The 26,426-nt window shown below is 64.3% G+C and carries 28 protein-coding genes; 13 read left to right on the forward strand and 15 right to left on the reverse strand.

Annotated features, from left to right (window positions below):
• Window positions 1-23 precede the first annotated feature (23 nt).
• Window positions 24-692, reverse strand: coding sequence for a GntR family transcriptional regulator (locus tag M2333_RS02915; protein WP_181560131.1), 669 nt, complete (start codon window positions 690-692; stop codon window positions 24-26).
• A 235-nt stretch (window positions 693-927) separates the two neighbouring features.
• Between M2333_RS02915 and M2333_RS02920 the strand changes: the two genes are divergently transcribed.
• Genes M2333_RS02920 through M2333_RS02930 form a run of 3 tightly spaced genes read left to right on the forward strand, consistent with a single transcriptional unit; the run spans window position 928 to window position 3,265 of the window.
• Entirely contained in the window at window positions 928-1,938 is a 1,011-nt protein-coding gene (locus M2333_RS02920) for an amidohydrolase family protein (RefSeq protein ID WP_264610796.1), read from the forward strand.
• Window positions 1,935-2,609 (forward strand): RraA family protein, encoded by a 675-nt coding sequence (locus tag M2333_RS02925; protein ID WP_264610797.1) that lies wholly within the window; start codon window positions 1,935-1,937, stop codon window positions 2,607-2,609. Before M2333_RS02920 ends, M2333_RS02925 begins: the two co-directional genes overlap by 4 nt.
• The gene (locus tag M2333_RS02930; RefSeq protein WP_264610798.1) at window positions 2,606-3,265 is read left to right on the forward strand and encodes an RraA family protein; all 660 of its coding nucleotides are present in this window, start codon (window positions 2,606-2,608) and stop codon (window positions 3,263-3,265) included. The genes M2333_RS02925 and M2333_RS02930 overlap by 4 nt, the downstream gene beginning before the upstream one ends.
• A 31-nt stretch (window positions 3,266-3,296) precedes the next feature.
• On the opposite strand, the gene M2333_RS02935 is transcribed toward M2333_RS02930, so the two are convergent.
• The 9 genes from M2333_RS02935 to M2333_RS02975 all read right to left on the reverse strand — a co-directional run bounded on the left by M2333_RS02935 (window position 3,297) and on the right by M2333_RS02975 (window position 11,700).
• Window positions 3,297-3,941 (reverse strand): GntR family transcriptional regulator, encoded by a 645-nt coding sequence (locus tag M2333_RS02935; protein WP_264610799.1) that lies wholly within the window; start codon window positions 3,939-3,941, stop codon window positions 3,297-3,299.
• 75 nt (window positions 3,942-4,016) lie between these two features.
• The gene (locus tag M2333_RS02940) at window positions 4,017-5,123 is read right to left on the reverse strand and encodes a zinc-dependent alcohol dehydrogenase (protein ID WP_264610800.1); all 1,107 of its coding nucleotides are present in this window, start codon (window positions 5,121-5,123) and stop codon (window positions 4,017-4,019) included.
• A gap of 38 nt (window positions 5,124-5,161) precedes the next feature.
• On the reverse strand, window positions 5,162-6,022 hold the full coding sequence (locus M2333_RS02945; RefSeq protein ID WP_264610801.1) for an amidohydrolase family protein: 861 nt from the start codon (window positions 6,020-6,022) through the stop codon (window positions 5,162-5,164).
• 182 nt (window positions 6,023-6,204) lie between these two features.
• On the reverse strand, window positions 6,205-7,374 hold the full coding sequence (locus tag M2333_RS02950; protein WP_264610802.1) for a WD40/YVTN/BNR-like repeat-containing protein: 1,170 nt from the start codon (window positions 7,372-7,374) through the stop codon (window positions 6,205-6,207).
• A gap of 55 nt (window positions 7,375-7,429) precedes the next feature.
• Entirely contained in the window at window positions 7,430-8,236 is an 807-nt protein-coding gene (locus M2333_RS02955) for an amidohydrolase family protein (protein ID WP_264610803.1), read from the reverse strand.
• Between the two features lie 81 nt (window positions 8,237-8,317).
• Window positions 8,318-9,724, reverse strand: coding sequence for an MFS transporter (locus M2333_RS02960; RefSeq protein WP_264610804.1), 1,407 nt, complete (start codon window positions 9,722-9,724; stop codon window positions 8,318-8,320).
• A gap of 30 nt (window positions 9,725-9,754) precedes the next feature.
• On the reverse strand, window positions 9,755-9,958 hold the full coding sequence (locus M2333_RS02965; RefSeq protein ID WP_181560124.1) for a hypothetical protein: 204 nt from the start codon (window positions 9,956-9,958) through the stop codon (window positions 9,755-9,757).
• A gap of 18 nt (window positions 9,959-9,976) precedes the next feature.
• Window positions 9,977-10,426, reverse strand: a complete 450-nt coding sequence (locus M2333_RS02970; RefSeq protein ID WP_264585375.1) for a hypothetical protein — start codon at window positions 10,424-10,426, stop codon at window positions 9,977-9,979.
• A 38-nt stretch (window positions 10,427-10,464) separates the two neighbouring features.
• Window positions 10,465-11,700 (reverse strand): acyl-CoA dehydrogenase family protein, encoded by a 1,236-nt coding sequence (locus M2333_RS02975; protein ID WP_264610805.1) that lies wholly within the window; start codon window positions 11,698-11,700, stop codon window positions 10,465-10,467.
• Between the two features lie 199 nt (window positions 11,701-11,899).
• On the opposite strand from M2333_RS02975, the gene M2333_RS02980 reads away from it, so the two are divergent.
• Complete coding sequence (locus M2333_RS02980; RefSeq protein ID WP_264610806.1) at window positions 11,900-12,892, forward strand: protocatechuate 3,4-dioxygenase; 993 nt, start codon at window positions 11,900-11,902, stop codon at window positions 12,890-12,892.
• Window positions 12,893-12,927: 35 nt separating this feature from the next.
• Here M2333_RS02980 and M2333_RS02985 read toward each other — a convergent pair whose 3' ends face one another.
• Both M2333_RS02985 and M2333_RS02990 read right to left on the reverse strand, forming a co-directional pair.
• Complete coding sequence (locus M2333_RS02985) at window positions 12,928-13,521, reverse strand: hypothetical protein (RefSeq protein ID WP_264610807.1); 594 nt, start codon at window positions 13,519-13,521, stop codon at window positions 12,928-12,930.
• A 54-nt stretch (window positions 13,522-13,575) separates the two neighbouring features.
• A complete protein-coding gene (locus M2333_RS02990; protein WP_264610808.1) occupies window positions 13,576-13,869 on the reverse strand; it encodes a hypothetical protein in 294 nt (97 codons plus the stop codon).
• 189 nt (window positions 13,870-14,058) lie between these two features.
• Here M2333_RS02990 and M2333_RS02995 point away from each other — a divergent pair, with 189 nt between their 5' ends.
• Window positions 14,059-15,267, forward strand: coding sequence for an aromatic ring-hydroxylating dioxygenase subunit alpha (locus M2333_RS02995; RefSeq protein WP_264610809.1), 1,209 nt, complete (start codon window positions 14,059-14,061; stop codon window positions 15,265-15,267).
• A complete protein-coding gene (locus M2333_RS03000; protein ID WP_264610810.1) occupies window positions 15,267-15,557 on the forward strand; it encodes a YciI family protein in 291 nt (96 codons plus the stop codon). Before M2333_RS02995 ends, M2333_RS03000 begins: the two co-directional genes overlap by 1 nt.
• 15 nt (window positions 15,558-15,572) lie before the next feature.
• Here M2333_RS03000 and M2333_RS03005 read toward each other — a convergent pair whose 3' ends face one another.
• Window positions 15,573-16,460, reverse strand: a complete 888-nt coding sequence (locus M2333_RS03005; RefSeq protein ID WP_264610811.1) for an MBL fold metallo-hydrolase — start codon at window positions 16,458-16,460, stop codon at window positions 15,573-15,575.
• A 106-nt stretch (window positions 16,461-16,566) separates the two neighbouring features.
• Here M2333_RS03005 and M2333_RS03010 point away from each other — a divergent pair, with 106 nt between their 5' ends.
• Both M2333_RS03010 and M2333_RS03015 read left to right on the forward strand, forming a co-directional pair.
• Complete coding sequence (locus M2333_RS03010) at window positions 16,567-17,046, forward strand: hypothetical protein (RefSeq protein ID WP_264610812.1); 480 nt, start codon at window positions 16,567-16,569, stop codon at window positions 17,044-17,046.
• Window positions 17,043-17,186 carry a hypothetical protein gene (locus M2333_RS03015; protein ID WP_264610813.1) on the forward strand — a complete coding sequence of 48 codons (144 nt, stop codon included), beginning with the start codon at window positions 17,043-17,045 and terminating at the stop codon, window positions 17,184-17,186. The genes M2333_RS03010 and M2333_RS03015 overlap by 4 nt, the downstream gene beginning before the upstream one ends.
• An 8-nt stretch (window positions 17,187-17,194) precedes the next feature.
• On the opposite strand, the gene M2333_RS03020 is transcribed toward M2333_RS03015, so the two are convergent.
• Window positions 17,195-18,520 carry a sugar porter family MFS transporter gene (locus tag M2333_RS03020; protein WP_264610814.1) on the reverse strand — a complete coding sequence of 442 codons (1,326 nt, stop codon included), beginning with the start codon at window positions 18,518-18,520 and terminating at the stop codon, window positions 17,195-17,197.
• Window positions 18,521-18,653: 133 nt separating this feature from the next.
• Between M2333_RS03020 and M2333_RS03025 the strand changes: the two genes are divergently transcribed.
• The 3 genes from M2333_RS03025 to M2333_RS03035 are packed head-to-tail and all read left to right on the forward strand — an operon-like array spanning window position 18,654 to window position 22,835.
• Window positions 18,654-19,559, forward strand: a complete 906-nt coding sequence (locus M2333_RS03025; protein ID WP_264610815.1) for a dienelactone hydrolase family protein — start codon at window positions 18,654-18,656, stop codon at window positions 19,557-19,559.
• 34 nt (window positions 19,560-19,593) lie between these two features.
• Window positions 19,594-21,132, forward strand: a complete 1,539-nt coding sequence (locus M2333_RS03030; protein ID WP_264610816.1) for a carboxylesterase/lipase family protein — start codon at window positions 19,594-19,596, stop codon at window positions 21,130-21,132.
• A 29-nt stretch (window positions 21,133-21,161) separates the two neighbouring features.
• Window positions 21,162-22,835: a tannase/feruloyl esterase family alpha/beta hydrolase gene (locus tag M2333_RS03035; RefSeq protein WP_264610817.1), complete on the forward strand. Its 1,674-nt coding sequence runs from the start codon at window positions 21,162-21,164 to the stop codon at window positions 22,833-22,835.
• Window positions 22,836-22,877: 42 nt separating this feature from the next.
• On the opposite strand, the gene M2333_RS03040 is transcribed toward M2333_RS03035, so the two are convergent.
• Entirely contained in the window at window positions 22,878-24,020 is a 1,143-nt protein-coding gene (locus M2333_RS03040; protein ID WP_264610818.1) for an alpha/beta hydrolase, read from the reverse strand.
• A gap of 135 nt (window positions 24,021-24,155) precedes the next feature.
• Between M2333_RS03040 and M2333_RS03045 the strand changes: the two genes are divergently transcribed.
• Together M2333_RS03045 and M2333_RS03050 are read left to right on the forward strand one after the other, a co-directional pair.
• Entirely contained in the window at window positions 24,156-25,607 is a 1,452-nt protein-coding gene (locus M2333_RS03045; protein WP_264610819.1) for a sialidase family protein, read from the forward strand.
• 112 nt (window positions 25,608-25,719) lie between these two features.
• Window positions 25,720-26,349 carry a hypothetical protein gene (locus tag M2333_RS03050; protein WP_264573177.1) on the forward strand — a complete coding sequence of 210 codons (630 nt, stop codon included), beginning with the start codon at window positions 25,720-25,722 and terminating at the stop codon, window positions 26,347-26,349.
• Window positions 26,350-26,426: the final 77 nt, after the last annotated feature.

The following is a 26,426-nucleotide window of genomic DNA, read 5'->3' on the forward strand; positions in this document are numbered from 1 at the left end:
CTGAGCGTGGCAGGTGGCTGGCGTTAGAGCCCGCGTGCTTCCAGCGTTTCCAGCAGCATCCGCTCGAAGGATTCGCGGCGGGTGCGGCGGGCGGCGAGCAGTTTCTTGCTGTCCTGCTGGCGGATGGCGTTCAGCAGCTCGCGCTTGTCCACCACCTTGCGCTCTTCGCTGTTCCGGCGCGGCAGCGGCAGGAGGGCGCGGTAGCGATCGGTCAATGCCCACAGGCGGATGGCCTCGCGCACGATGGTCTTCTTGGGGGAGAGATTGAAGATCATCGTGTGGAATTCACGATGCTCGTTCCACCAGCTCGTGCGGTCGCCTTCGTCGAGCAGCTCTTCGAGGCGCTGTTCGCGACGTTCGAGCTCGGCAAGCTCTTCGGCGTCCGGCCAGTCGACGGATTTGAGCAATTCGTCCTCGACCAGATGGCGCAGGGCGAACAGTTGCTCGGCCTCATCGCGGGAGAGCCGGGTGACGAAGAAGCCGCGGTTGGGGTCGTGCTCGATGATGCCTTCCGAGCTCAGCAGCTTGAGCGCCTCGCGCACGGGCACGCGGCTGGCATTGAATTGCTCGGCCAGTTCGGTCTGCCCCAGCCGCATCCCGGGCGCCAATGTGCCACGGGCGATGAGCAGACGCAGCTCATTGGCGATCTTGGCGGGAACTCCGCGTTCGGATTTCACTGTTTCCTGCATCATGGGCATTCCTGGTTGGCCGGAGAGCCAGCGGCCTTGAGATTATGGTTGTTCCGGGCATCCCTAGCCTGGTGTCTCACAAAAATGTAGACATTTTCACGCGCTAGGAATCCCTGCACGGTCGCGCGAGGCTTTTGGCCGACAAACAACCCTCCACCCGCTTGACCGGAAATTCAGGATAGGTATACAAAAATGTATACCTATGATCTGATAACCAGCTGCGGGTGGGGATTTTGCGATGATTGTCGATTGTCATGGCCATGTGAGTGCGCCGGCGGAACTGTGGATCTACAAGTCGATGCTGCTCTCGCATCGCGGCGAGCACGGCAAGAAGTTCCCGGACCTCACGGATGAGGAAATTCTCGCCTACACCAACAAGAAGGAGATGGCGCCCTGCGGTCATCTCGACATGCTCGACCGGGTCGGCACCAACTACCAGCTGCTCAGCCCGCGCCCGTTCCAGATGATGCATTCGGAAAAGCCGGGTTTTCTGGTCCACTGGTTTACCGAAGCCACCAACAACATCATCGCGCGGCAATGCCAGCTTCTGCCCCATCGCTTCGCGCCGATCTGCGGCCTGCCGCAAGTGGCTGGCGAGCCAATCGAGAATGTCCTGCCCGAGCTTGAGCGCTGTGTGAAAACGCTGGGCTTCAAGGGCTGCCTGCTCAATCCTGATCCCTACGAGAATAGCGGCACCGAGCCGCCGGCGATGGGCGACCGTTATTGGTACCCGCTGTACGAGAAGCTGTGCGAGCTGGACGTGCCGGCGCACATCCACTCCGCCGGATCGCGCAGCCGCCGCGCGCCCTATACGCTCAACTTCCTGCTGGAAGAGACGATGGCCGTCTATGGCCTGCTGGAAAGCGATGTGTTCAAGGACTTTCCTAGCCTCAAGATCGTCTGCAGCCACGGCGGCGGCGCGATCCCCTATCATGTCGGCCGTTTCCGCGCGTCCGGCCTGCGCAAGGGCGAGGAGTTCCTCGATAAGATGCGGCACATCTATTACGATACCGTGCTCTATTCGGAGGAAGCGCTGCGGCTGCTGATCAAGACCGTTGGCGCCGACAATTGCCTGTTCGGCGCGGAATGCCCCGGCGTCGGTTCGGCTGTCGACCCCGCGACCGGCAAGACGCTGGACGACATCGCCCCGTTCATCACCGGCTTCGACTGGCTGAACCAGGCGGAGAAGGACCAGATCATGTTCGGCAATGCCGCGCGCCTCTTCAAGCTGGACCTGCCGGCAGCATGAGCGAGCACGATCCTCATGTCGCGCGGCTGCGCCAGCTGGATGCGTGCGCGGTGTCGGACACGCTGGACAAGCTGGGCCTCGCCGGCTGCGTGACCGGGCTGCGCTCGGCGTCGCCGGGCCGCCGCATCGCCGGGCGCGTCCACACCGTAAAGCTCAAGGCCGGCAATGCGCCTGCTGGTCGCCCGCCCGTGCATCTGGGCGCTGCCGCCATCGATGCCAGCGGCCCGGACGATGTGATCGTTGTCGAGCAGCGCACGGGGATCGATGCCGGCTGCTGGGGCGGCATTTTGTCGCGCGGGGCGCAACACAAGGGCGTGGCCGGGGTGATCTGCGAGGGTCTGGCCCGCGATGTGGATGAGGCGCGCGAGATCGGCTTTCCGGTCTTCTGTCGGGGCTACACCGCGAGGACGGCGCGAAACCGGGTCTATGAGGACGCGACCGACGTTCCCGTCACGGTGGGTGACTTCACCGTCGAACCCGGCTTCTACGTGATCTGCGATTCCAGCGCCGCCGTGTTCATCGCGCCGGCCGACGTCGCCCGCGTGCTCGATGCGGCCGAAGATATCGTCCGCCGCGAGGGTGAGATGACTCGCCGCCTCGCTACCGGCGAGAGCGCCAGCGCCGTGCTCGGCGCAAACTACGAATATATGCTCAAGGGCGACCATCAATGACCGACGACAGCAACGTCACCCGCGCCGCCGCGCTCGACACCGCAACGCTGAGCGACGCGCTCGACCGGCTCGGCATCGTTGGCCAATGCTACAAGATCGCCGGGCGTGACCCCGATTTCCGCATGGCTGGGCGCGCCTACACCATGCTGTGCGGCCCGGCCTCCAATCCGCCGGGCACGGTGGGGGATTACATCGACGATGTACCCCCCGGCCATGTCGTGGTCATCGACAATGGCGGTCGCGACGATGCCACTATCTGGGGCGATATCCTCACCGAGATCGCCCACCGTCGCGGCCTTGCCGGCACCGTCATCGACGGGATCAGCCGCGATGTCTCGCTCTGCCGCGCGCTGGGTTACCCGGTGTTCAGCAAGGGGCACTGGATGCGCACCGGCAAGGACCGGGTGCAGGTGGAAGTCACCAATTGCCCGGTCAACATCGGCGGCGCGCGCGTCGCGCCCGGCGACATATTGCGCGGCGATCCCGATGGCGTGATCGTCATCCCGCAGGCGCATGAAGAGGCCGTCCTCGCCGCCGCCGAGGAAATCCACGCTGCCGAGGAAAGCATCCGCGCCGCCTGCCGCACCGGGATGCGCCTCGATGAGGCCCGCAAGCAGTTCAAATATCACAGCCTTCAGACACGCGTGCAGGGCTGAGAAAGCCAGCTGGGCGATGGTGGCGCAGGCCCTAGCGGCCGTGCTGGAAAACCTGTTCCAGCGCATCCTCGATCTTGCTGCGCGCCTGCATATAATCGGCCAGCAGCGCGTCGCGATCTCGCGCGGCCAGCGCGTCGATCAGCTTGCGTTCCGGGCTTTCGCCCATCGTGCGGGGCATGAGCGAGCGATAGCGGTCGGTCAGGCGCCAAAGGCGGGTGGCTTCGCGCAGCAGGATGCGCTCGGGCGATAGCGCGAAGAGCGCGAGGCGCAGATTTTCCAGCGCCAGCGCCCAATTGGTGAAATCGCTGACCTGATCCATCGCATCCAGCGCATCGAACTGGCGCCGAAATTCGGCGATCTGCGCGTCGGTCGGCCATACCGCCGTGGCGAGCAGCTCCGCTTCCAGCCAGCGGCGCAGCTTGTAGAGCTGGCGCGCTTCCTCCAGCTCCAAAGGCGCCACGAAGTAACCCCGGTTATGATCGTGACGCAGGAAGCCTTCTGCCGCCAGCAGCTTGAGGGCCTCGCGAATGGGCACCTTGCTACGCCCGAACCGGTCGGCAAGCTGGGTCTGCCCGAGGTGCTCGCCCGGCAGCAGCGTGCCCCGTACGATCAGCGCCCGCAGTTCATCCGCCACCACATTGGGCAGGGAATCCCCCATGTCGATCTGCGTGGCCAAATAGGTGCTCCTTGCGGCTGATGGCGGTGCGCCATGGAAGAGGATTTTGGCAGGCGAGGCAATAGGCAGGGGCCGTCAACGCTTGTGCGGGGAAACGGTGACGTGAATGGCGCCCTCGATGCCGCGCCCGGCGGTGGCGAGGATCGCCTCATGCACCTGCTCCAACGGAAAATCATGGCTGCACAGTTTTTCGGCCGGCCATTTCCTGCCGGCGAGAATGTCGAGCGCCATCTGCACCGCGCGATAGCTATGGCCCCGTGGCGCACGGATGGTGAGATAGCGCTTCTTGATCTCGCCCAGCGGCACCGAAGCGCTGAGGCCATTGAGGCTGAGCCAAGCACCTTTGGCCGACAGCGCCACCCCCTGCTCGGCGATCTTGCCATCGGGATCGCCGGTGGTATCCACCACCACATCCACGCCCATGCCGCCGGTCACCCGCATGACCACCGCTGCAAGATCCTCCTGCTGCACGTCCACGGCAATGTCGGCGCCGAGGCTGAGCGAGAGGTCCAGCCGCGCACGGTCGCGCGTCATGCCGGCGATGATGACGGTGAGCGCACCCGCCTGCTTGGCGGCGAGCGCGCAGCTCAGGCCCTGCTGGCCGGGGCCAAAGACCAGCACGGTCTTGCCCAGTCCCGCGCCGCCATCCAGCACCGCCCATTGCACGCCATTGCCGAGCGGCACGGCCAATGTCGCCAGCCGGGCATCCATGTCCGCCGGGATCTTGTGGATGACGGCATTGGGCGCGAGGTACATAAATTCCGAGAAACCACCCCATAGATGCGGCGGAATGTCCGCATTGCAGGTGCCGTAGCGCAGGGTGTTGAACCGATCCTTCACGTTGAAGAAGTCGGCCTCCATGCACAGGCGGAAATCGCCCTGGCGACACCAGTGGCAATGCCAGCAGGGGAGATACTCGTGCAGGGCGATGCGGTCGCCGGCGCGTAGGCCCCAGCGCTGTGCCGCAGCGCCGCCGATGCGGGCGACGGTGCCGACATTCTCATGCCCCATGATGCACGGCGCCGTGTTCTCCCGCCGGTACATTTCGGGGTCACTGCCACCCACGCCCGAGGCCTCGACTTTCAGCAAGCCATCATTCTCGCCAAGAGGTGGCAACGGAAATTCCCTGATTTCAGATCGTTCGATATCGATCTTCACGGCAGCACGAGACACGGATTCCATCATTCCCCTCCAATTCTCGTCTCGAAGGCCCGTTGCGCTCAGGCCTTGCCCCAGCTCTTGCCGTAAACGCGCATCGCCGTTCCGCCCAGGATCATCTCCTGCTGCGCAGCCGTGAGATTGCGCACGGCTGCGCGACCGAGCGCGGCCATATAATCATAGCTGCCGGGCGATTGGGTGATGTCCGATCCCCAGATCATCCGCTCCGCGCCGAACAGATCGCACACGCGCTCGATGACGGGGCAGGGGTCGATCCCCGCCTTGTCCAGCCGTCCCAGCGGAATGGTCGTGAACTTGACGACGACATTGTCGAATTGCGCGATCGAGCGCAGGCGATCATCGATGCCATGGTCCGGGCCGCCGGCATCGCTCTGAATGGAACTGAGATGGTCGATGACGACTGTCAGGCCAGGCACCTCGCGCAATATCCGCTCCAGATGCGCCAGCCCGATGTCGCGGTTCCACGGGAAGAAATGGACGCAGACCGGCACGTCGAGCGCAGCAGCCGCCTCCCAGGCGTCGCGCGCGACCGAGGAATCCAGCCAACCGATGTCCGAGCCCTTGATGAGTTCCATCAGCCGAATGCCGACGGCGCCATGCTCGCCGATCCAATATCGCACGGCCTCCCCACAATCGGCCTGCGTGGCGTCGATAGAGCAGACGGCGGCGAAGCGTTGCGGATAGCGTGCGGCGCTATCGCAGACATAGCGACTGTCGAACCCGTAGATCGATCCGCGCTGCACGAGCACGGCCCGCTCGACGCTGGCCTTGTCCATCTCTTGGAGGAGCGTCTCGGCCGTCATGAGGTTGTCGAACGCCATCGGGGGGAGCAGACCGCCCGGCGGTGCCGGCGGGTAGGTAGTCTTGTCATCGGAGACAAGATGGGCGTGGCAGTCGATCATGAGCGAAATTGCACCCGTCAGTGAGACGAGGGGCCGGCGCCGTGCGCCGCATCCTGATCAGGCCGCCGCATCCGAGCGCATTTGCCAATGCGCAAAGCCGACGATTGAAGCCTGTCCAAGACCATTCCCCCCTTGAAAGCCGCCAGCGGGTCTGTCGCCCGCTGACGATCGACCGTTCTTGCTCAGGCGAACGCGTTGAGCGCGCGCAGCTTTTCTTCATAAGCCGCGCGTTCGTCAGGCGGCAGGAAGTGGCGGAAGTGCGGCCCCTTGGACATCGCCGGAAGCCCGTCGGCAATGCGCTGCCAGCTCTGCGCCTCGTCGCGGCTTGCGTACAGCTCCCCGCAGGCGGAGCCGGCGAAGAGTTCCACCCCGCCCTCGGCAGAATCGTGCATCGCCGCGACTTCCAGATTGCCGGCGATCGGATCGGCCATGCCTATCATGCTGGTCTGCCAGGTCTTGCCATGGTCCGTGCTGATCATGAACTTGGGATAGGCCGTGCCTTCCGCGCCCCAATTGGGATTGGGGTTCATGCCGGCGCCGACCATGAACATAAGCTCCTTGCGGGGATGCACGAACAGCGGGTCCGGATAGGCGCAGGGGTGGCTGGTGTCGGTCAGGCGCTCCCAGGTCTCGCCACGGTCCGCCGTATGATACAGGCCGATGCCGGTGGTGAGGAAAATCTCGGCAGCGTTGTCGCGATAGAAGGTCACCCGGTGCTGGTCGCGGCGGAACTTGTCGTCCGGGCGCTCCATGGAGTTGAGCGACGTCCAGCTTTCCCCGCCATCTTCGGTGCGCAGCAGGTCGCCCTGCTCCACGCAGATGTAGATCGTGTCCGGCTCGGACGGATGGGCTGCGATATGCTTCACATGGGGCTGGGAGCGAGGGAAGAACCAGTGCTCGGTGCCCTCGACCTGCGTGCAGCCGGGATAAGCGGTCCAGCTCTGCCCCAGATCGAAGCTGCGGTAGAACATCACGGGTTCGGTCCCGACATTGAGGATCGTCCGGTCGCCGTCGTGCTGCACGAGCAGGCTGTAGACATGGCCGGATTGCAGGCCGTTGTTGCGCGCTTCCCAGCTCTTGCCATGGTCAGAACTGACCATCAGGCCGCCCTCATAATGCAGGCCGGCGAACAGCATGTCCGTCACCTCGTCATAGACGAGCGCGCTGACATGATGGCCGGGGAGCAGCATATCGGGCTGCCGGGTCCAAGGCGCATCAAGATTGTCCCGGCGAAAATCCACCACGCCGTCCGCGGTGGCGATCAGCATCCGGTTTGCGGCGCTTTGGCTGGCGGAGCTCGTCTTTCCGTTCGCGGAAATGCAGATGATCGTGGATTTGGCAGCCTCTGCCATGGGATGTGCTCCAGCAATAGAATATATCGTTTTGTATAACAATCTATTCCAGTCTTCAAGCCTTGCGCTGGAAGAATATTCTGCCGGCATTGCCACCGAAGATTGCCGCGACGCTGGCGGGGCGGTGCTGCTCGAACACATCGCGCGTCCAGTCGAGCGCATTGGCATAGCCCTCGCGTGAGGAGACGACGGGGAAGTCGCTGCCCCACATCAGCCGGTCTGGCCCGAAGGCGTCCAGCAGCTCGATCAGCGGTGCGCTGCCCGCCGGGTCGAGCACCGGTCCGGATGCAGGCAGAGGCTGGCCGACGGGGCGCGCAATGAGCTGCCCCAGGGCGGGGATCTTGACCGTGATATTGGGGAAGCGCGCGAGCGCGAGCAGTGCCGCCCAGGTTTCGGGCTTACGGTCGCAGTCGGGTCTGACCCATCCCGCCAGATGCTCCAGCACGATCGGCATGGTCGGGACGCTGCCGACGAGATCGGCGAACGCGGCGGATGCAAACTGGGCGCTCGGCCCGCCGCAACTGATGACAAGGCCGTGCCGCTCCGCAGCCCGCCAGATGGCAAGTGGGTCGTCACCCGGGGTGCGGGCATCGGGCCGTAAGCGAACGCCAGCCATGCCGTCATCAGCTAGCGCTCCGAGTTGGTTCACCGCATCGGGCGCCGCCGGATCGATGGCGCCGACGCTGACGAAGCGATCCGGATAGCGCGCAACGCAATCGCGCTGATAGCGATTGTCGAATTGCCCCAGGATCTGCGTCAGCACCGCCTGCGCGACATTGTGGCGGTTCATCTGGAAGAGCAGGGTTTCGACCGGCTCGAACCAGCGGGGCGAGACGTGGCAATGGGCATCGATCAGGAGCACGGCATATCCTCACAGGCTGTCATCGCCGGGGGGTTGGCCGATATCGTTAGCGTAAAATGTTAGGCGATTCTAGTCGGGGCATCAGTCCTCGTCGCGCACGGCCAGCTGGCTCAAATGGCGGGGGATGCGCCGGCGCATGAGGAGGGTCGCGACGAACCCGATCAGCGCGACGGCCAGCATGGCGCCGCGATACTCCATCAGCCCCGGCTCGGCATGGCCGGCAAATTGTGTCAGGAGGCCGAGCAGCAGCGCCGTGAGCGAGACCGCCAGCGCCGCGAACAATTGCATGGAAATGCTGGCGAGCACATTGCCCTGCGTCATCGTGTCCTTGTCCAGACTGACATAGGTGAGCGAGGTCATGCCGGTAAACAGCACGGAGCGGGCCAGCCCGGCGACGAGCAGCGCCACGAAGATCAGGGCAGCCAGCCAAGGGCCTTGATCGGCCAGGGCGACGACGGCGATCGCGGCCAGCCCTGCGAAGCTCGAAAGCATCACCGGTCCCGAGAAGCCGAAGCGGTCGAACAGCGGGCGAATGAACAGCTTGGCCAACAGGTCGCCGCCATTGAGCGCCATGAGCATGACGCCGGCCAGAATGGGCGTAAAGCCATAGGCCATCTGGAACATGAGCGGCAGGCCGAAGAGCATCGCGCGCGCCGGGATGCGGACGATGGCGCCCGCGCCGATCACCGTCGTCCGGAAGCTTGGGTCCTTGAGGGCATCGAGCTTCAGCACCGGGTCCGGATGGGTGCGAATATGCTTCAGTCCGGCAAGGCACAGGACCGTGCCGACCGCGAGCAACATCCAAGGCAATGGGCGACCGACGCCGCTGGCCAGCCGGTCGAAGCCGGTGAGCAGGCAAACGAGCGATCCGCCCAGCAGCGCGGCGCCGACCATGTCCAGTCGTCTAGAGGCATCGGGCGCGCTGGCCGGGATGGTGCGCCATGCCGCGAGCAGCAGAGCAACGGTGACGGGGATGTTCAGCAGGAAAATGAACTCCCAACGCGCATATTGCACGATGAATCCGCCAATCGAGGGACCGAGCGTCGGCGCGATGAGCATGGGCATCGCCACGATCGCCATCGCATCGACCAGTTCCTCCTTGCTGGTCTGCCGTAACAGCAGCAGCCGGGCCACCGGGGTCATCAGCGAGGCCGTGGCTCCTTGGAGGGCGCGCGCGGCAATGAACGGCCAGAAGGAGGGCGCGGCGGCACAGCAGATCGAGAAGAAGGCAAAGCCTGCCGTCGCGATCATGAACACGGTCTTCGGGCCAAAGCGCTCGGCCGCCCATCCGCTGATCGGCAGCAGCGCGATCTGCATGGTGAGGTAGATGGTGATGGCGAGGCTGAGCTCGATGGCGGGCAGGCCAAAGTCGGTTGAAATCTGCGGGATCGCCACCGCCAGCACGGACGCATCGAGCTGGACCATGAACATGGCGGTCGACGCGATGAGGATCGCGCCGCGACTCTTCAGGGACAGAAACCGCTTCAAGCCAGGTCTGTCCGCTCGCGCAGTGGCCGGCTAGCCGATGGCGTCTTCGTCTGTTTCTTGCGGAATGAACTCATGGGGGCGTTGCCGTGCGGCGGCCTTTCGGCTGAGGAACAGGGTGATCAATATGCCCATAATGCCGAAGAGCGCGCCGACCATCTCAAAATTTGTCATTTCGAGTGGATTGAGGCTCATCATGTCGACTTGGCCGTCGAGTTTGAAGCTGAAGTTCGCCATTCGCCTGTCGATCCCTGCTTAAAGTGCCCGCATCAGCCGGGAGGGCCGCTTCCAAATCGGCTGCGGCGCGGTCTTCGCCTTGAGCAGCGGCAGGAAGTAGTTGGCATAAGCCGCGAGCAAGATGAGGTGCATGACCAGATTGCGCGTCACCGAGAGCTGGATGTGGGGCAGGGGCACCCACGGCACATTGGTGAGGAAGATCATCAGCGTCACCGGCATCAGAAGCGTCAGCGCAAGCGGCACGAAGCGATTGAGCAGCAGGCAGGCGCCGGCGGTCAGCTCGATGATCTTGGCATAGGTGAACAGGTTGAGATCGGTGGCGGCGAGCACGAACTCATTGCCGGCCGCCGCGCCCATCTTGGGCTGGGGCCAGAAGAGGATGAAGTAGTTGAGGCCGGAAACGAGGTTGAAGCCGCCGAGATAATAGCGGCAGAAGACGACACCGTATTTTTCGATCACGCCCCTCATGCCGCGTCCTCCCCTGATATCGGTCAGCCCCTCGTGACTCACTTCCCCTTGGGAATGGCGAAAGCCCCGGCCTTGAGTCCGGCGGCGGCGCGGCCATAGCCGGTCATCGCCCGGTCCCAGGTGAAGGCGAAGTGCTGCGCGCCGGAGTTCATGTCGCGAAACAGGCGCTGCATGGCGCTGCCATCATAGATGGCGCTGCCGCCTGATGCCTCGAAGATCCGGTTCGCGGCATAGCGCGCGCGCTGCACGCCCCACGCCCAGTTGCGCGAGATTTGCGCGCCCAGAAGGGGCGTGATTTCCGCGGGGTCGCGGGCCTCATCCACCATGCGGGCATCCTCCAGGATCAGCGCCAGGGCAGCGTCGACCTCGGCGCCAATCTCCGCGATGCGGGCGAAGGTGGCGGATTGCTCGGCGACTTCCAACGGATCGGCGCCGTCCAGCCGCTTGCCGATATCCGCCGCAAAGCGCTGCACCATGCCCCGCGCCATGCCGAGTGGCGCGCCGACGATGGAGAAGGGGGCGATGTTGGAGAAGGGCATGCGGTAGACCGCACCCTCATGCACGCGCGCACCTGGGGTGGAACCGGCCAGCATGTCGGCCAGGCTGCAACTGCGATGGGCGGGGATGAAGGCGCTGTCGATCTTGATCGAGCGGCTGCCCGTCGCGCGCATACCCATGGTGAACCAGTCGTCGACGATTTCGATCTCGGACTTGGGCAGGACGAAGAAGCGCGGCTCCATGCGGCCATCGGCCTTCTTGACGGCGTTGCCGATGATCACCCAGCTCGCATAATCGATGCCGGAGCAGAAGCGCCCGGCGCCACCGGTCAGCCGGTAGCCGCCATTTTCCTCCACGACCTCGCCACCGAGGCGGAAGACGGTGCCGATGAGCGTGGTGGGATCGTCCATCACCTCGCGCTGCGCCTGCTCGGGGAAGAGGTTGATGAGCCAGCTATGCCCGGCCAGTACGCCGAAAATCCACGCCGCCGAACCGGACATCGTGCCGATCTCCGCCGTGACGCGCACCAGATCGGCAAAGCCCAGCTCCGATCCGCCAAGGTTGCGCGGCATGACGATGCCGAACAGGCCCGTCTGGCGGATGGCATCGACCACATGCGGGGAGAGGCGTCGGGCGCTCTCCGACTCGGCATCCGCCGCCGCGATCTGCGGGAGCAGCGCCCGAATGCGCGCAATCGCATCCGCACTGGATTCGACGACCGGGTAACGGCCCGCAATATCCAACGTCGCAACGTCCGCGTTTGCCTGGCTCGCCATGTTCGTCATCCTTCCTCCATTGCGTTCATCTTCGGGGCTTCCGTCGGCTCATTGCGCGCCGCAGCCCCTTCTGCCCGCGATTGACCCGCGATGCAGGATTGTTATACAAACAGGTATCCGATAATGAAGCGGACATCAACACCCCACGTTGCCCGTCCGTGCAACGACCACAAAAGAGCATCGGCAGGAGAGCAGAGACATGGCAGAAATCGTCCTTGGTATCGGCACGAGCCATGGCCCAATGCTGGTCACCGAAACCGAGAGCTGGGGCCTGCGCGTGCCCGCCGACAAGGCCAACAAGCACGCGTGGAAGGGCGGTACCTGGACCTTCGATGAGCTAGTGGAAGCACGGGCCGGGGAGCGGCTGGGCGAGCAGACCGTCCAATCCGTGTGGGACGAGCGGCAGGCGCGCTGCCAGCAGAATATCGAGAAGTTGGCCGACCTGTTCGAGGAGGCACGGGTGGACGTGGCCGTGATCGTCGGCAACGATCAGGACGAGATCTTTCGCAAGACGCTCAACCCCGCCTTCGCGGTGCATTATGGCGACACGATCACCAATTACGAGTTCACGCCGGAGCGGCTGAGCGAGTTGCCGCCGGGCATTGCGCCATCGCTCAAGGGCTATATTCCGGCTGGCGGCGCGGATTATCCCGGCTGCCCGGACCTGGCGCTCAAGATCATCGATCAGGCAATGGCAGACGAGTTCGACGTCGCGGCGATGTCTGCGATGCCGCGACCGGAGGCGCCCCACGCCTGGGGGTTCGTCTATCGCCGCATCATGCGCGACCGACCCTGCCCGAGCGTGATGGTGACGGTGAACACCTTCTTCCCACCCAACCAGCCGAGCGTGCGGCGCTGCTACAAGTTCGGCCAGTCCCTGCTGGAAGCGATCCGCGGCTGGGACAGCGACAAGCGCGTCGCGCTGATCGCCAGTGGCGGGCTGACTCATTTCGTCATTGACGAAACAGTGGACAAGACGTTTCTCAACGCACTGGAAAGCAAGAATTTTGATCCGGTCTTCAACATGGGCGAAGAGACGTTCCGCGATGGCACGTCCGAGATGAAGAACTGGGTGCCGGTGGCCGGCGCGATGGCGCAGCTTGGGCTGGAGGGCCATGTGCTCGATTATGTGCCCTGCTATCGCAGCGAGGCCGGGACGGGCAATGCGATGGGGTTCGTTTACTGGAAGTGAGGGCGGTGGGCGACGGTTGGCGCTGCCCGCCTACCTCAGTGCGTCCAGTCGAGCGCCAGGCTTTGGAAATGCCAGCGCAATTGCGCGGGCGTCGCGCCATCCACATCATTGACCCGCCGCAGCACGGCTTCGCCTTCCATGCGCACTGGTCGCCCATCGCGATCCTTGCCGGTGATCGTGACGGGGGCCGTGTAGTAGCTGGAGCCCGCCGCCCCCTCCATCGTGCCGTCCGGCATTGCGACCATGATATTGGAGAGGTCGGCAAAGAGTGCCGCGAACGCGCTCTTACTCCACTTTTCCTTGTCTGCCGGCGCGAGCAACGCCCAGGCCTGATCGAAAGCCCGCTGCTCGATCGCCCGCGCGAAGGAGATCAGCACATTGCGCGCACCTTTCACGGTGCGTTCCGCTTCCGGTGTCAGCACCGGGGGGGTGAAATCGGGCGCGGCGGCGCGATTGCTGGTCCCACCCGCTTCGTCGGCGGCCGGAGGCTCGGTTGGACCTGTCGGGTTGATCGCTCCCGGACTGGCTGCGTTGGATGGATCGATGGTCTGATTTTCTCCCGTCGGCGCACCGCCGCAGGCAGCGAGCGAGAAGGCGGGAATCATCAGAATGAGTTTGGCGCTGTTCATGGCCAAAGAACCCGCAAGGCCAGTCGGCCGTTCCCGGCCTAAGGGTGCGGCGTTCTACCGCAGCAACGCTTCCCGCAGCACTTCCGCCGCCTCCCGGGGGCGGTCTTCCATGCCGACCAGATCATGGGCGCGGTGGACCAGATCGCGCAGATGATGAAGCTGCTCGAAATCATAATGCGTGTCGCCGCCGGCCTTGAGGGCAATGTCGATCAGCCGCCAGAGTTCGTCCAGCTCGCTCTCGCGGTAGATGCATTGTTCGGCGCCGCTGCTGCGCTGTAGCCGGTCGGCCAGCGTCTGGATCGTCAGGTCCGAGAAGTTCTCCACCGGCAGAATATCGTCCAGGTCCACGCAGTATCTCCAGTTCAGTGCGGCGGCTGCTCCGCCTTATCGGGCCGGCGCGCATGCCGGCAACTTTTGGGTAGTGACTTTTCGGGCGAGCCACGATATTTATATCTTATTGTCTAACAATGTCAGGTGCGTCAAATGCTCTCTCACGAAGATAACGAGCTGCTTTGCAGGATCGGTCCCGGCACGCCCATGGGCGAGTTGATGCGCCGCTTCTGGATGCCGGCCCTGCTGACTCAGGAGTTGCAGGCAGACGGCAAGCCGGTGCGCATCAAGCTGCTCGGCGAAGAGCTGGTCGCCTTCATGGATAGCGAGGGGCGGATCGGCCTGCTGGATGAGCATTGCCCGCATCGCGGCAGCTCGCTGGCGCTGGGCGTGAACGGCGAGTGCGGCCTGCGCTGCCTGTTTCATGGCTGGAAGTTCGATGTGACCGGCCAGTGTGTCGATACGCCGGCCGAGCCGGAAAATTCCAAGCTGGCCAAGGCCATGCGGGTCAAGGCCTATCCCACGCGCGTCGCTGGGGGCATGGTGTGGACCTATATGGGGCCGAAGGAGAAGGAACCGGTCTTCCCGCACTTCCCCTGGTTCGATATTCCGCCGGGCAGCTGCGAGGCCTTCAAGGTCATTTATGAGTGCAATTACGCGCAGGCGCTGGAAGGCGCGGTCGACAGCTCGCATGCGGGCATCCTGCACCGCGACAGCGCCTGGGATCAGCCCGCGAAATGGCCGCACGAGAAGGATCTGCGGCCCAAGCTCGAGATCGAATATACCCGCTACGGCATGCGCTATTGCGCCGTCCGCAACGATGGCGAGCAGAAGCAGGGCCGCATGACGCAGGTGCCGCTGCCCTTCTACACCTTCATTCCACCCGATGGCCCCAAAGCGCCGGAGTTCCGCCGCAATCGCCGGCTGGTCAATGCCTTCGTGCCGCGTGACGACTACACCACCTGGCACATCCAGTTCTTCTACGATCCCGGCCAGACCATCGACCGCGAACACCGCATGGGCGAGGCGAACACGCCGCATGACGAACAGTTCTTCAAGACCAATGGCATGTCGGTCTGGTACAATCAGGACCGCGAGATGATGCGGACGCAGAACATGTCCGGCATCATCGGCGTGGCGCTGCAGGATCATGCCGTGAGCGAGACGATGGGCAAGATCGCCGACCGCTCGAAAGAGCATCTCGGGCGCTCGGACATGGCTGTCGTGGCGTTCCGGCGCATGATGCTGAAGGCGGCGCGGCGGCTGGCGGAGACCGGAGAGATGCCGGAAGCCGATCAGGGCCAATTCAACTGGGGCCAGATCACGGCCGAGACGTTCAACTTCGAGCCGACGCAGAAGTGGCAGGACATCCAGCCGCTCGGCGATGATCTCCAGCCGGTGGGCGCAGCAGCCTGATGGCGCATTTTCTGGTCGAGTATCGCGAGCTTGGCGCTGCCGAGCTTCGCGAGGCCAAGCGGCCCGAGCATATCGCCTATCGCAAGGGGTTCGGGCCAGCCATGCCGCTGACCGGTCCCTTGCTGGACGAGGATGAGCGCCCCATCGGTAGCGTCGTCATCATCGAGGCTGCCGATCTCGACGCCGCGCAGGCGGCGGCTCAGGCCGACCCTTATGTCGCGGCGGGCGTGCTGGAACTGGTCTCGGTCCGGCGGTTCCGGATCGCCGCGATGAAGCCGCCGGCGGCCTAGGCAGGGGCGGGCGGCTCAGTCGATGAAATCGTAGCGATAGGCGTCGCCATCACTGCGAACATGACCGACGGAATTGCCCCTGAAATGCGCGGGGCAGCATAATGTATCGGTATCCGCCAGCCGTGCGAGCAGCGACTGGCGCACCTGCGCGGCGGCGTCGCCATCGTCATCGAACATCAGCTGCAGGTCGGGCCGCAGGAGCTGGACAGGGTGGTGGATCACATCGCCCCAGAATGTCGCCGCAGCGCCGCCGCCCTGGGCGTGGACGAGGCAACTGCCCGGCGAGTGGCCATAGGCGGGCTCCAGCCATACGCCATCGCCAATCTCCTTGAACGCCGCGCGCGGATCGTCGGTATCGACGATGTCGGCCAGCCCGGCTTCCACCACCGGCAGGACCGAATCGTCGTAGGCCTCGCGATGGGGTGGAATATCCTGCTGGGTGGACCAATGATCATAATCGCGCTTGCCGAAGATGTAGCGCGCATTGGGGAAGGTCGGCACCCAGCGGCCATTCTCCAGCCGGGTGTTCCAGCCGACATGATCCATGTGGAGATGGGTGCAGAGCACCATGTGAATATCCTGCGGGCGCAGGCCGAGCTTCGCCAGATTCTCGAGATAGGGCGTGTCGAGCATGTGGATGTCGGGCACGCTACGCGCCTTGCAATTGCCATTGCAGCTATCGATCAGGATGTTCTGGCCATCGAGCTGGATGACGAAGCTGTGCATGCTGAGCGTGACGAGGGAGGTCGCCGGGTCGCCGGTCAGGCTGTCATCGCGGTACCATCGCGCAAGGCCGGTGAGATCGTCCGCCGTCACCTGCGGAAAGATCATCGCGAGCGGCATGGCCGACTCCATTTCCATGACACGACTGATCGTCATCCGGCCCAGAGTCTGCGGCGTCATGAGAAATCCTAATACATGATTGCCTAGCAATTCATGCGCGTTACAAGGGCGCTGTCAACTCGAATCGGCGCAATTCGGGTGGGGTCGCGGAGCGGGAGAAGACAGTATGTTCAAGCCAATGGTGGTTTCTGCCCGGATGCTGCTCGGCATCTTCAGCCTGCTGAGCGGTCTCAACTGGTTCTTTGGGTTCATGCCGCTACCGAGCATCTACATGCCGCTCGATGCACCGATGAAGCATATTGTCATCACCGAGATGATCCGCACCGGCTGGATGTTCCAGATGGCCAAGGTGGTCGAAATCCTGCTGGGCCTGTCGCTGGTCTTCAACCGGGGCGTCCCGCTGATGCTGGTCGTCGCCTTCCCGGTGATTTTCGGCACCTTCATGCTCGATGCCCTGATCCTCGATGATATCTGGGGCTGGATACAGGGCACGGTGACCAATGCGCAGGTGCTCGCCGCCATCGGCGACATGATCATCGGCGGCCTGTGCGTGCTGCTGATCCATCTGTGGCTGATCTGGTGCTACCTCGATTATTATCGTCCTATGCTTGCCTGGAAAGCGACGGCGAAGGAGGCCGGGCTATGAGCGTACAGACCACATCGCCCCGCGAGGCCCGGTCCAAGAGCCGGCGCTGGCTGCGGATCGCCTTCTATGCGTTCGGCTGGTTCGCCATCGCGCTGCAGGCCTATAATTTCTATCTGTTTGTCGGCCTGATCGGGAAGTAGCCCGGCGGTCAGGGCCGGGCGGGCTCGCTCGCCAGATCCGCCGATAGCTCCTCCAGCGAGCGGCCGCGCGTCTCGACCATCATGAACAGGGTGAAGAGCAGCTGCAGCACCATCATGAAGGCGAAGAAGCCGAAGATCCAAACCGGCGCGACGCTGGCGAGCACGGCAGGCATGATCAGGGTGAGGGCGGCGGCGAGCACCCAATGCGTGCCGGTGCCGAGCGCCTGACCCGTCGCACGGGCATTGTTCGGGAAGATCTCCGAGATGTAGACCCAGATGATCGCGCCCTGGCCGATGGCATGGGCAGCGATGAAGAGGAAGATGAAGACCGGCACCAGTGTGTAATGCGCGCTGGCAAAGCCATATGCGACCATGGCCAGCGAGACGATGTAGCCGACCGAGCCGATCAGCATCAGCTTCCGGCGCCCGGCGCTGTCGATCAGCGCCATGCCGACCAGCGTGAAGACCAGATTGACCACGCCGACGCCCACTGTCGCGTACAGGGTGGCGCTCGCCTCCGCGCCGGTCAGGCCGAAGATGCGCGGGGCGTAGTAGATGATCGCGTTGATGCCTGAGAGCTGGTTGAAGAATGCGACGAGGAAGGCGAGCATGATCGGCCGGCGCAGATGCCCGTCGAAGAAGCGGCGCAGTGTCATCCGGCTTTCGCCAGCGGGGTCGGCCGTGGCGCGGATCGCCTGGATATCGCCGCCGGCCATCGCCAGCACGCGCCGCGCCTCGGCTTCATTGCCCTTGTGGAGCAGCAGCCAGCGCGGACTCTCCGGCAGCACGACGGTGGCGAGGAGGAAGAGCGCAGCGGGAATGGCCGGGATGGCGAGCATGATCCGCCAATCGGCTGCACCCATGCCGCTGATGAGGGCATTGGAGACATAGGCGATGAGAATGCCCAGCACGATCATCGTCTGGAACAGGATACCCAGCCGGCCGCGCCAGGTCGGCGGGGCAATCTCCGAAATATAGGCGGGCGCGGCGATCGAGGAAGCGCCGATGGCGAGGCCGCCGATGATGCGGAAGGCCATGAACGACCACGGGTCCCACGCCAGCGCCGATCCGATGGCGGAGACCAGATAGAGGATGCCGATCCAGATCAGTGTCGGTTTGCGGCCATAGCGATCGCTGGGGATCGCGCCGAACAGGGCGCCGACCACCGTGCCCCACAGGGCAGAGGATATGGCGAGCCCGTGCATCGCGCTGCCCATCGACCATGTGCGCTGAATGGCCATTTCCGCGCCTGAAATCACTGCGGTGTCGAAACCGAACAGCAGGCCGGCCAGCGCCGCCGTGAAAGCCCAGAGCGAAATCGAGCGGTTGGGCATGGGGCGTCTCCTGTCCAGTCAGCGGTCGGTCAATTTATCCAGAAGAACGCTGGTGCCGATCTCGCTTTGTTATACGATCATGAATAAAGATGATTCGCAATGGATTGCAAGATGAGGATTGAGGAGAGCGACGATGCCCCCATTTCAAAGGCCTGACGCCAAGCTAGCTGCGCGGTTTTCCGGGGGCAAGGCGCTTTTCGCGCTCGGTGCTCTGGGCTTGCTGCTGCCCGGGTGCAACGGGGCCGCGCCGGATGCGCAGAACAATTCGGCCGCGGCGAATGCGAGCACGGTACAGACCGGCGATCTCAAGCTCACCTACGCCATGCCGCAGGCCAAGGGCGAGGAGATCGCGTACCGGGTCTTTCTGCCATCAAACTGGCGGGCGGACCGGCACTGGCCGATGGTGGTCATCCTGCATGGCTATGGCAGCACGGCAGACGGCCCCTTTGACGATGCCGGGGGTGCGCTTCAGCGGGAAGCGGAAAAGCATGGCTTCGTGGTGGTCTCGCCCAATGGCTATAATGGCATGGCCGATTATGGCGCCAATCTTCCGCTCCCCTCGGCGCTGCCCGACATGGGGAAGAAAGCGACGATGCCGCCCGAGCAGCAATCCGCGCTGGCCGAGGCCGATGTGCGCAACGTGCTGGCCAAGGCTATGGCGGACTATAATATCGATCCGCGCCGTGTGTATCTGATGGGCAATTCCATGGGCATGACCGGCGTCCTGCATTTCGCCCAGACCGATCCGCAGCTTTGGTGTGCCATTTCCGCGAGCGGCGGGCCGCCCTGGCCGGACTATCCGGTCGAGCAGCTGAAGCCCATCTCTAGCGTGCTGCTGGTGCATGGCGGCAAGGATGATCGCGCGAACGCATCCGATACGCAGACACTGACGGAGCGCCTGAAAGCTGCCGGCGTCGATGCGCGCATGGAATTGATTCCCGAGGGCACGCATGGCGACGCCTGGGTGCGCTATCTGCCGCAGACGCTCGACTTCTTCGCGACCCATGATTGCGCGAGCGGGGGCCGGGCCAATGGTTGATCGCATGAGGAAGATCGCCGGGAGACGCCGCTTGATGGCAGCCCTGATGATGGCCGCCACGCTCGTGGCAGCGCCCGCTTCAGCTCAGGCGCAGGGGGCCTCGGCGGAGGCACCGCGCGCCGAGACAGCCTATGGTCCCGTTGTCGGTACGCGCGATGATGACGTGCTGGTGTTCAAGGGCGTGCCCTATGCAGCCGCGCCGACCGGCGATCTGCGCTGGCGGCCGCCTGCGGCCCCGGCGGGCTGGAGCCGGCCCCGCCAAGCGACGGCTTTTGCCCCGGCCTGTCCCGGTGGGCTGCCGGCGCGCAAGGATACGTCCGAGGATTGCCTTTATCTCAATGTCTGGACGCCGCAGATGGGCGCGCAGGCCAAGCGCCCGGTGATGGTGTGGATCTATGGCGGCGGCTTTCGCGGTGGATCGACCGCGCTGCCGATCTTCGATGGGCGCGCGCTCGCGCAGCAGGGCGTGGTGCTGGTGAGCTTCGGCTATCGGGTGGGCGCGCTCGGCTTCCTCGCCACGCCGGAGCTGAGCGCTGAATCGCCCCATGGGGCCTCGGGCAATTACGGGGTTCTCGATGCCGTTGCCGCGCTGCGCTGGGTGCAGGAGAATATCGCCGCCTTCGGGGGCGATCCGCAGAATGTGACGGTGTTTGGCCAGTCCTCCGGCTCGGAGACAGTGAACATCCTCACCGCCTCGCCGCTCGCCAAGGGACTGTTCGCCAAGGCCATCGGCGAATCCGGCTCGTCCTTCGGCGTGCGGGCGGCCTTGCCGCTGCGGAAGGCCGAGGCCCTGGGCAAAGCGTTCATGGCGGAACGCAACGTGACCAGCCTCGCCGCCTTGCGCAAGCTACCCACGGACAAGCTGCTGATCCCGGACGACCAGAAATATGAGCCCAATGTCGATGGCTGGCTGCTGCCCCGCAGCGTGCGTGAGATCTATCTGGCCGGGGCGCAGAATGATGTGCCGATGATCATCGGTGGCACCACGCAGGAATTCGGGCGCCCGCCCGAGATTAGCCGGGAGGCGCTGAATGATGGCTTGCGGGCCGAATATGGTCCGCTGGCGCCCGCTATCGCCGCCGCCATCGGTGCGGATAGGCAGGCCAATCCCACCGATGCCCGCTGGCGCCTGACCAATGTCGAATGGGGCAATTTCACCGCCGCGATGTGGTCTGGCCTGCAGACCAAGACCGGCCGGGCGCCTGTCTATCGCTATGTCTTCGATTATGCGCCGCCCCAGCCGGCCGGGCGCCCCCGCACGGCCCATCATGGTGCGGAGCTGGCCTATATCTTCGGCAATTATCAGCCCGCCGGGCGGGCGCTCGACGCCGAGGAGCAGATGATCCATCGTCTGCTGAGCGGCTATTGGCTGAACTTCGCGCGCACCGGCAATCCCAATGGGGCCGGTCTGCCGCAATGGCCGGCTCATGGCGTGCCGGCCCATGTCGCGCTGCGCTTCGGCGCGGAGGGCGCGGCGCCGATCGGCGAGCGCGAGCCGGTGCTGCTCGACCTCATCGACCGGCATTATCACGGCGAGAGCGGGGAAGCGGATCAGACCATAAAGCCGCGCTGAACGCGAAGGTATCGGAGAGGGGAAGGCTTATGCGGACAGGTTGGATCAAGCGGCTGGCACGACTCGCGGCGGGTGCCATGCTCGCTTGTGTCAGCAGCGCCTCGCTTCAGTCGCAACCGGCGAAATCCCCGATGCCGCCGGTCCATTTCACGACGCTGCCCGAGCGGCCGGTCGTGATGCCGGTCATGGCCTGCGACGCCTTGCCCGCCGAGGATCTGCTGACCATCGAGGGCGCGCCGGCGCGGATCAGCAGCGCAACGCTGGAGACGCGGGACAATGGCGTGGCCTTCTGCCGCATCAAGGGCATGATCGCGCCGCAGATTCAGTTCGAGCTGCACCTGCCGACAGAAACCTACACCGGTCGCTACCTGCAGGGTGGCTGTGGCGGGGCCTGTGGCGTCATCTATCAGGCGGTGTCGCCCTCCTGCGATAATCAGACGGCCTTCAGCGGCGCATTTGCCGTGAGCTTCAATAATAGCGGCCATGTCGGGCCGGACGCGCGCGATACGTTGTGGGCGGCTCATGCTCCGCAATTGCGGGCGGATTTCGCTTATCGGGCGGCGCATGTGACGGCGCGTGTCGCCAAGGAGATCATCGCCCGCTTCTATGGACGCAAGCCGGCTTACTCCTACTTCATGGGCTGCTCCAATGGCGGGCGCGAAGCCATGATGGAAGCGCAGCGCTATCCTGATGATTTCGATGGCATCATCGCGGGCGCGCCCGCTTTGTGGATCACGCCGGGCGTCGTCCGCATCATTCATGAGTCTCAGGTGGCCAGGAGCGCGGATGGCCAGCCCATTCTGACGCCGCAATCCACCCAATTGCTTCATCGGGCAGTGATGGCGGCATGCGACGGCCTTGATGGCCTCAAGGATGGCCAGATCGACAATCCTCGTCGCTGCCGGTTCGATCCGCGCACCCTCGTCTGCAAGCCGGGGCAGCGGACCGATTGCGTGACGGCGCAACAGGCCGAGACGATGAACCGGCTTTACGAAGGGCCGAGGGATGCACAGGGCCGGCCCTTGTTCTTTGGCGGCGAGCCTTACGGCTCCGAATTGCTGTGGACCGGGTCGGGCAGCTTCGTGGCCGATGGCTATCAACTGGCGGCGAACCAGATCAAGTTCATGATCTACAATGGCGAGGCCCATCAGGATTTCGACTGGCGCACATGGAAGCCCGATGCGGCGGCCCTGGCCGATCTGATCGAGAAGGGCGGCTATTATAACGCCAGCAATCCCGATCTCGCCGCATTCAAGGCGCGCGGCGGCAAGCTGATCATGTGGCAGGGCGAGGCGGACAATGCCGCAGGATCATGGCTGCTGCCGGACTATTACCAGCGCGTCCGGGACGCGATGGGCGGCTTTGCCGGGACCGATCCGTTCATGCGGGTCTACATGTTCCCCGGCGTCTATCACTGCGCTGGCGGCTATGTCGCCTACCAGCACGACCTGCTCGGGCCAATGGTCAACTGGGTAGAGCGGGGCGCGGCGCCGGGCGCGGTGGAAGGCGCTGCCATTCTGGAGGATGGTACAGTTCGCCGCCGCCCAACCTATCCTTTCCCAGTGCAGATACGCTATACGGGCCGGGGGGACATCAACGCCGCCAGCAGCTTTGCGCCGGTGCCCATCGCCAAGGATCATGACGACCGGTTCGATTGGGTGGGCGCCGGCATGGAGGCTGGTCCGCCGCCGGCTCCTTACTGACATGCGGCGCAGAGGGGAGACCGCTGCGCCGCATCCCACCCGCTACTTGCCGAGCTTCTTGTCGAAGAAGTTGACGATGACCTTGTAGGCATCCTGCGATTCCGGGATGGCCGGATTGTAGAAGAAGCCGTGGAACAGGCCGTCCCACACATGCAGATCGGCATCGGCGCCGGCCTTCACCATCTGGCCATGTGAGTAGACTGCGGAGCTCAGTTCAAAGGCCCGAGTGCCGGTGATGAACAGCGTCGGCGGGAACTTGGCCAGCAGTTCGAGCGAGTTGGCCGGTGCGGCCAGCGGGTCCTTGATGTCGACCTTCTCGAGATACTGCAGCGGGGGAAGACCCTTGCCGAGCGGCGGCGGCGGTTCCGCCGGCGGGTTCGCCTCGCCGATGGCGGCGGTGGTATAATGCGCATCACCGCCGAAACCGGGGCCTTTCTCCAGCGTCATGCCGGCACAGAAAATGCCGATGGCGCCGGGCATGGGGAGTTTCTCCTTATCGAACCAGGCCATCGCCATGCCAACGAGCATGCCACCCGCCGAGCAGCCATAGATGCCGATATCAGCCGGCTTGTAGCTCTTGAGCAGTTCGCGATAGACGCTGGCGACATCCTCGCTGGCAGCCGGGAAGCGATATTGCGGTGCTTGGCGATAATCGATCGTGATGACCTTATAGCCACCGAGCGACGCGATCGGCATCGATTCCAACTCGGCGCAACCGGGGTAGCAGCCGCCGAAGCCGCCGCCATGCAGGTTGAGCAGGACGCGCTTCTGGTTCTGCGGCTTGACCCCTTGCGTAGGCGTGTAGGTGATGGCGGGCACGCCTGCGATGGTCGTTTCCTGCCGGACCAGCGGGAACATCGCCTTGGCCGAGGCCATATAGGGCTTCATGAAGAAGGGGACGCCATTTTCAGGCAGCGTCTTGGATTCACGGTCCTGCATGTCGTGCAGATGCTCGGCCAGATAGGCCTTGGCTTCATCGGTCAGGAAGCTGGAAACCGGCACGCTCATCGCGGGCACATGCACTGTGCCATCGGCATCGATCTTCACTGGATTGCTGTCCGGCTTGTCAGCCGTTTGGGCCGGTGCGGCGGCTGGCAAAGCCAGCGCGACGACCGATGCGCCCGTAACCGCCACCAGTCGCGACCACAGGCTGTGCGCAGGGCGCTTGGCGAATGATTCTCCCATATAAACCTCTCATTTAGTCTGATTTTTTGTGCCGCATCGCAAATTGGCATCTGGAATTGTTAGACTCACATGAATACAATCGATTGTAAAGAGGCCGTCCAAATCGGTCTTTTTGCTGGTCGAGGGAGAGTGGATATGGTCGGTTTGGCGCAGGGTAAGGGCGGGGTGCGGGCGCTTGCTGGCTTAGGAGCAGTGGCACTGGTGGCGGGCTGTCATCCTGTAGCGTCACGAACGGAGGCGCAGATGCCGATGGTCCAGCAACTCAGCACCGGCGGCGCGGCCTTTTCCGCCTCGGTGCCGGAAATCGCAGTCGACCCCGCCAACCCGCAGCGCGTCGCGGTCATCTGGCGGGATCTGGCCATGACCCGGCCAGGCGAACCCGCCGGCGAGCGGGGCATGCAGTGCCACCTCTCGCTGTCCAAGGACGGCGGACGCAGCTTCGATACCCAGCCGCTGGTCTGGGCGATGGCCGACACGCCCGTGTGCAACTCGCCTTATGTGGACATTGGTCCGCAGGGCGAGCTGCTGATCGGGGCGACGCTGGCGGGCGTGCTGCCGCAGAACGCGCCGGAGGGCGAGCATGCGTCAGGGCGGGTGGTGATGCGCCTTTCGACCGACTGGGGCCACAATTGGTCCCCGATCTACAGCGGCATCGCGACGGGAGACGAGGCGCGGTTCGAGGCCAATGCCACGGTCCCGGCCGAAGCGACGCATGTGCCATGGGATGGCGGGCGCGGCGTGATCGACGCGGTGAGCGGGGAAATCATCCTCTCCGGCGGATATCCGGCCCCGCCGGGCGAGGCGCTGCGCTCCCAGCGCTTCTACACCGTCTCGAAAGATCGTGGCAAAAGCTGGGGGCCGATCCGCGCCTTTGGTGCGCCGGGCTGGCCGCAGCGCTGGGACGGGCATTATGTCGTCGCCCACGGCACCCTCGCGTTCAGCTATCTGGCGGAAGCCGTGCCGGTCGATGGCGTGAAATGCCTGTGCGTGGTCTTCGCCACCAGCGCGGATGGCGGAGCGACGGTGCAGCGGCACCTCGTCACACAGGTCGAGTATTTCGACCGGCTGGTCCATTATCCGCCGATCGCCGCTCATCCGGCCCATGCGGGGCAATATGCGCTCGCGCTGGCGTCCGACAAGGCGGGGACTCCCTCGGTGCGCATCACCCGGGATGGCGGCGCCCACTGGCAGGCATTGGATGGCCCGGTCGCGCCTGAAGGCGTGGTGCGGTCGTCGCGCCCGGCGCTGGCCTATACGCCCGACGGCGTGCTGGGGCTGCTCTGGCGCGGCTATCATGCCGATGGCAGCTATGACCTCTACATCGCGGCGTCTGCCGATGGAGAGCGCTTCGGGCCGGTGCAGCGTGTCTCGCCCGCCTCATCCCGCGTGCCGGACGCGCTGGTGAAGGACTATTCCGCAGGCGGGGACTTCATCAGCAGTCTGGGTGCCGGGAGCGACGCGTTTCACGCCGCCTGGACAGGCTGGCCGACAGGCGCGGCAGGGCAAGTTATGTATGCGCGCGTTCCGGTGGCGCGTCTGCTGGAAGATCAATTCGCGCTCAAAAGTAAGATTGTTAGTCAAAACTAAATTCAAAATGTTGACACGATGCGGGGGATGGCCCTAGCATGACCATCAGCGCTGAAGGCGTGAGGGGTACGCAGTGCCTCCTGCCTGATCCTGCGCTGGAGGGGATGCATCGATGGGGCACCAGGCAAAGATCGTCGCGGCGATACTGATCTGTATCGCGGGCTTCTCGTTCAATCTGCTGAGCTTTGATTCCTTCATCTTCTTCGGCCTGCCGATGGTGGCCGGTGTTGCTGTGGCCTGGGCGAACACGCGCCGCCATGCCGATTGGCGGACGATTGACCAGGCGACCGATGTGATGCGCATCTACTTTGGCGGGCATCTGCTCTGGTCGTGCCTGCGCTTCTGGTTCACGGACATGCAACCCTCCGGGGCGCCCATGCACCCGATTGCGGGGCCGTTCCTTGCCTCGCTCTTTGCGACCGGCATTTTCCCGGCGGTCAAGGTGCTGGAGGGAATTGTCGGCGTAATGCTGCTGAGCAACCGTTTCGTTCCGCTGGCCCTCGTGCTGGAAGTGCCGACGAGCATGACGGTGTTCTATCTCAACACCTTCATCACCGCACGGCTGAGCGGCCTGCTCACCGGGCCGACCGAATTGGGCGTAAACGTGCTGCTGATGCTCGCCTATTTCCAGCATTACCGCCCGATGCTGCGCGCAAAGCCGCGCGCTGCGCCGCCTTGGGCGCGCGAGGATCGCCTTGACGACAAGGCTCAATATAGTTATACAAAATCAAATAACATTTAATATACCGATGAATTCGGCGGTCTGGCGAGGTGCCAGTCGCCCAGGCATCCCGGCCATGATCGGGAGCAAGGGGAGGG

This window comes from Sphingobium sp. B11D3B, from assembly GCF_025961735.1.
Classification (GTDB): domain Bacteria; phylum Pseudomonadota; class Alphaproteobacteria; order Sphingomonadales; family Sphingomonadaceae; genus Sphingobium.

Bases quoted from the DNA above. Each gene is read 5' to 3' on its own strand.
- M2333_RS02915 (WP_181560131.1), bottom strand. From the start codon at position 692: ATGATGCAGGAAACAGTGAAATCCGAACGCGGAGTTCCCGCCAAGATC.
- M2333_RS02920 (WP_264610796.1), top strand. From the start codon at position 928: ATGATTGTCGATTGTCATGGCCATGTGAGTGCGCCGGCGGAACTGTGG.
- M2333_RS02925 (WP_264610797.1), top strand. From the start codon at position 1,935: ATGAGCGAGCACGATCCTCATGTCGCGCGGCTGCGCCAGCTGGATGCG.
- M2333_RS02930 (WP_264610798.1), top strand. From the start codon at position 2,606: ATGACCGACGACAGCAACGTCACCCGCGCCGCCGCGCTCGACACCGCA.
- M2333_RS02940 (WP_264610800.1), bottom strand. From the start codon at position 5,123: ATGGAATCCGTGTCTCGTGCTGCCGTGAAGATCGATATCGAACGATCT.
- M2333_RS02945 (WP_264610801.1), bottom strand. From the start codon at position 6,022: ATGATCGACTGCCACGCCCATCTTGTCTCCGATGACAAGACTACCTAC.
- M2333_RS02950 (WP_264610802.1), bottom strand. From the start codon at position 7,374: ATGGCAGAGGCTGCCAAATCCACGATCATCTGCATTTCCGCGAACGGA.
- M2333_RS02965 (WP_181560124.1), bottom strand. From the start codon at position 9,958: ATGGCGAACTTCAGCTTCAAACTCGACGGCCAAGTCGACATGATGAGC.
- M2333_RS02970 (WP_264585375.1), bottom strand. From the start codon at position 10,426: ATGAGGGGCGTGATCGAAAAATACGGTGTCGTCTTCTGCCGCTATTAT.
- M2333_RS02975 (WP_264610805.1), bottom strand. From the start codon at position 11,700: ATGGCGAGCCAGGCAAACGCGGACGTTGCGACGTTGGATATTGCGGGC.
- M2333_RS02980 (WP_264610806.1), top strand. From the start codon at position 11,900: ATGGCAGAAATCGTCCTTGGTATCGGCACGAGCCATGGCCCAATGCTG.
- M2333_RS02985 (WP_264610807.1), bottom strand. From the start codon at position 13,521: ATGAACAGCGCCAAACTCATTCTGATGATTCCCGCCTTCTCGCTCGCT.
- M2333_RS02995 (WP_264610809.1), top strand. From the start codon at position 14,059: ATGGGCGAGTTGATGCGCCGCTTCTGGATGCCGGCCCTGCTGACTCAG.
- M2333_RS03000 (WP_264610810.1), top strand. From the start codon at position 15,267: ATGGCGCATTTTCTGGTCGAGTATCGCGAGCTTGGCGCTGCCGAGCTT.
- M2333_RS03005 (WP_264610811.1), bottom strand. From the start codon at position 16,460: ATGACGCCGCAGACTCTGGGCCGGATGACGATCAGTCGTGTCATGGAA.
- M2333_RS03010 (WP_264610812.1), top strand. From the start codon at position 16,567: ATGTTCAAGCCAATGGTGGTTTCTGCCCGGATGCTGCTCGGCATCTTC.
- M2333_RS03015 (WP_264610813.1), top strand. From the start codon at position 17,043: ATGAGCGTACAGACCACATCGCCCCGCGAGGCCCGGTCCAAGAGCCGG.
- M2333_RS03020 (WP_264610814.1), bottom strand. From the start codon at position 18,520: ATGCCCAACCGCTCGATTTCGCTCTGGGCTTTCACGGCGGCGCTGGCC.
- M2333_RS03025 (WP_264610815.1), top strand. From the start codon at position 18,654: ATGCCCCCATTTCAAAGGCCTGACGCCAAGCTAGCTGCGCGGTTTTCC.
- M2333_RS03030 (WP_264610816.1), top strand. From the start codon at position 19,594: ATGGCAGCCCTGATGATGGCCGCCACGCTCGTGGCAGCGCCCGCTTCA.
- M2333_RS03035 (WP_264610817.1), top strand. From the start codon at position 21,162: ATGCGGACAGGTTGGATCAAGCGGCTGGCACGACTCGCGGCGGGTGCC.
- M2333_RS03040 (WP_264610818.1), bottom strand. From the start codon at position 24,020: ATGGGAGAATCATTCGCCAAGCGCCCTGCGCACAGCCTGTGGTCGCGA.
- M2333_RS03045 (WP_264610819.1), top strand. From the start codon at position 24,156: ATGGTCGGTTTGGCGCAGGGTAAGGGCGGGGTGCGGGCGCTTGCTGGC.
- M2333_RS03050 (WP_264573177.1), top strand. From the start codon at position 25,720: ATGGGGCACCAGGCAAAGATCGTCGCGGCGATACTGATCTGTATCGCG.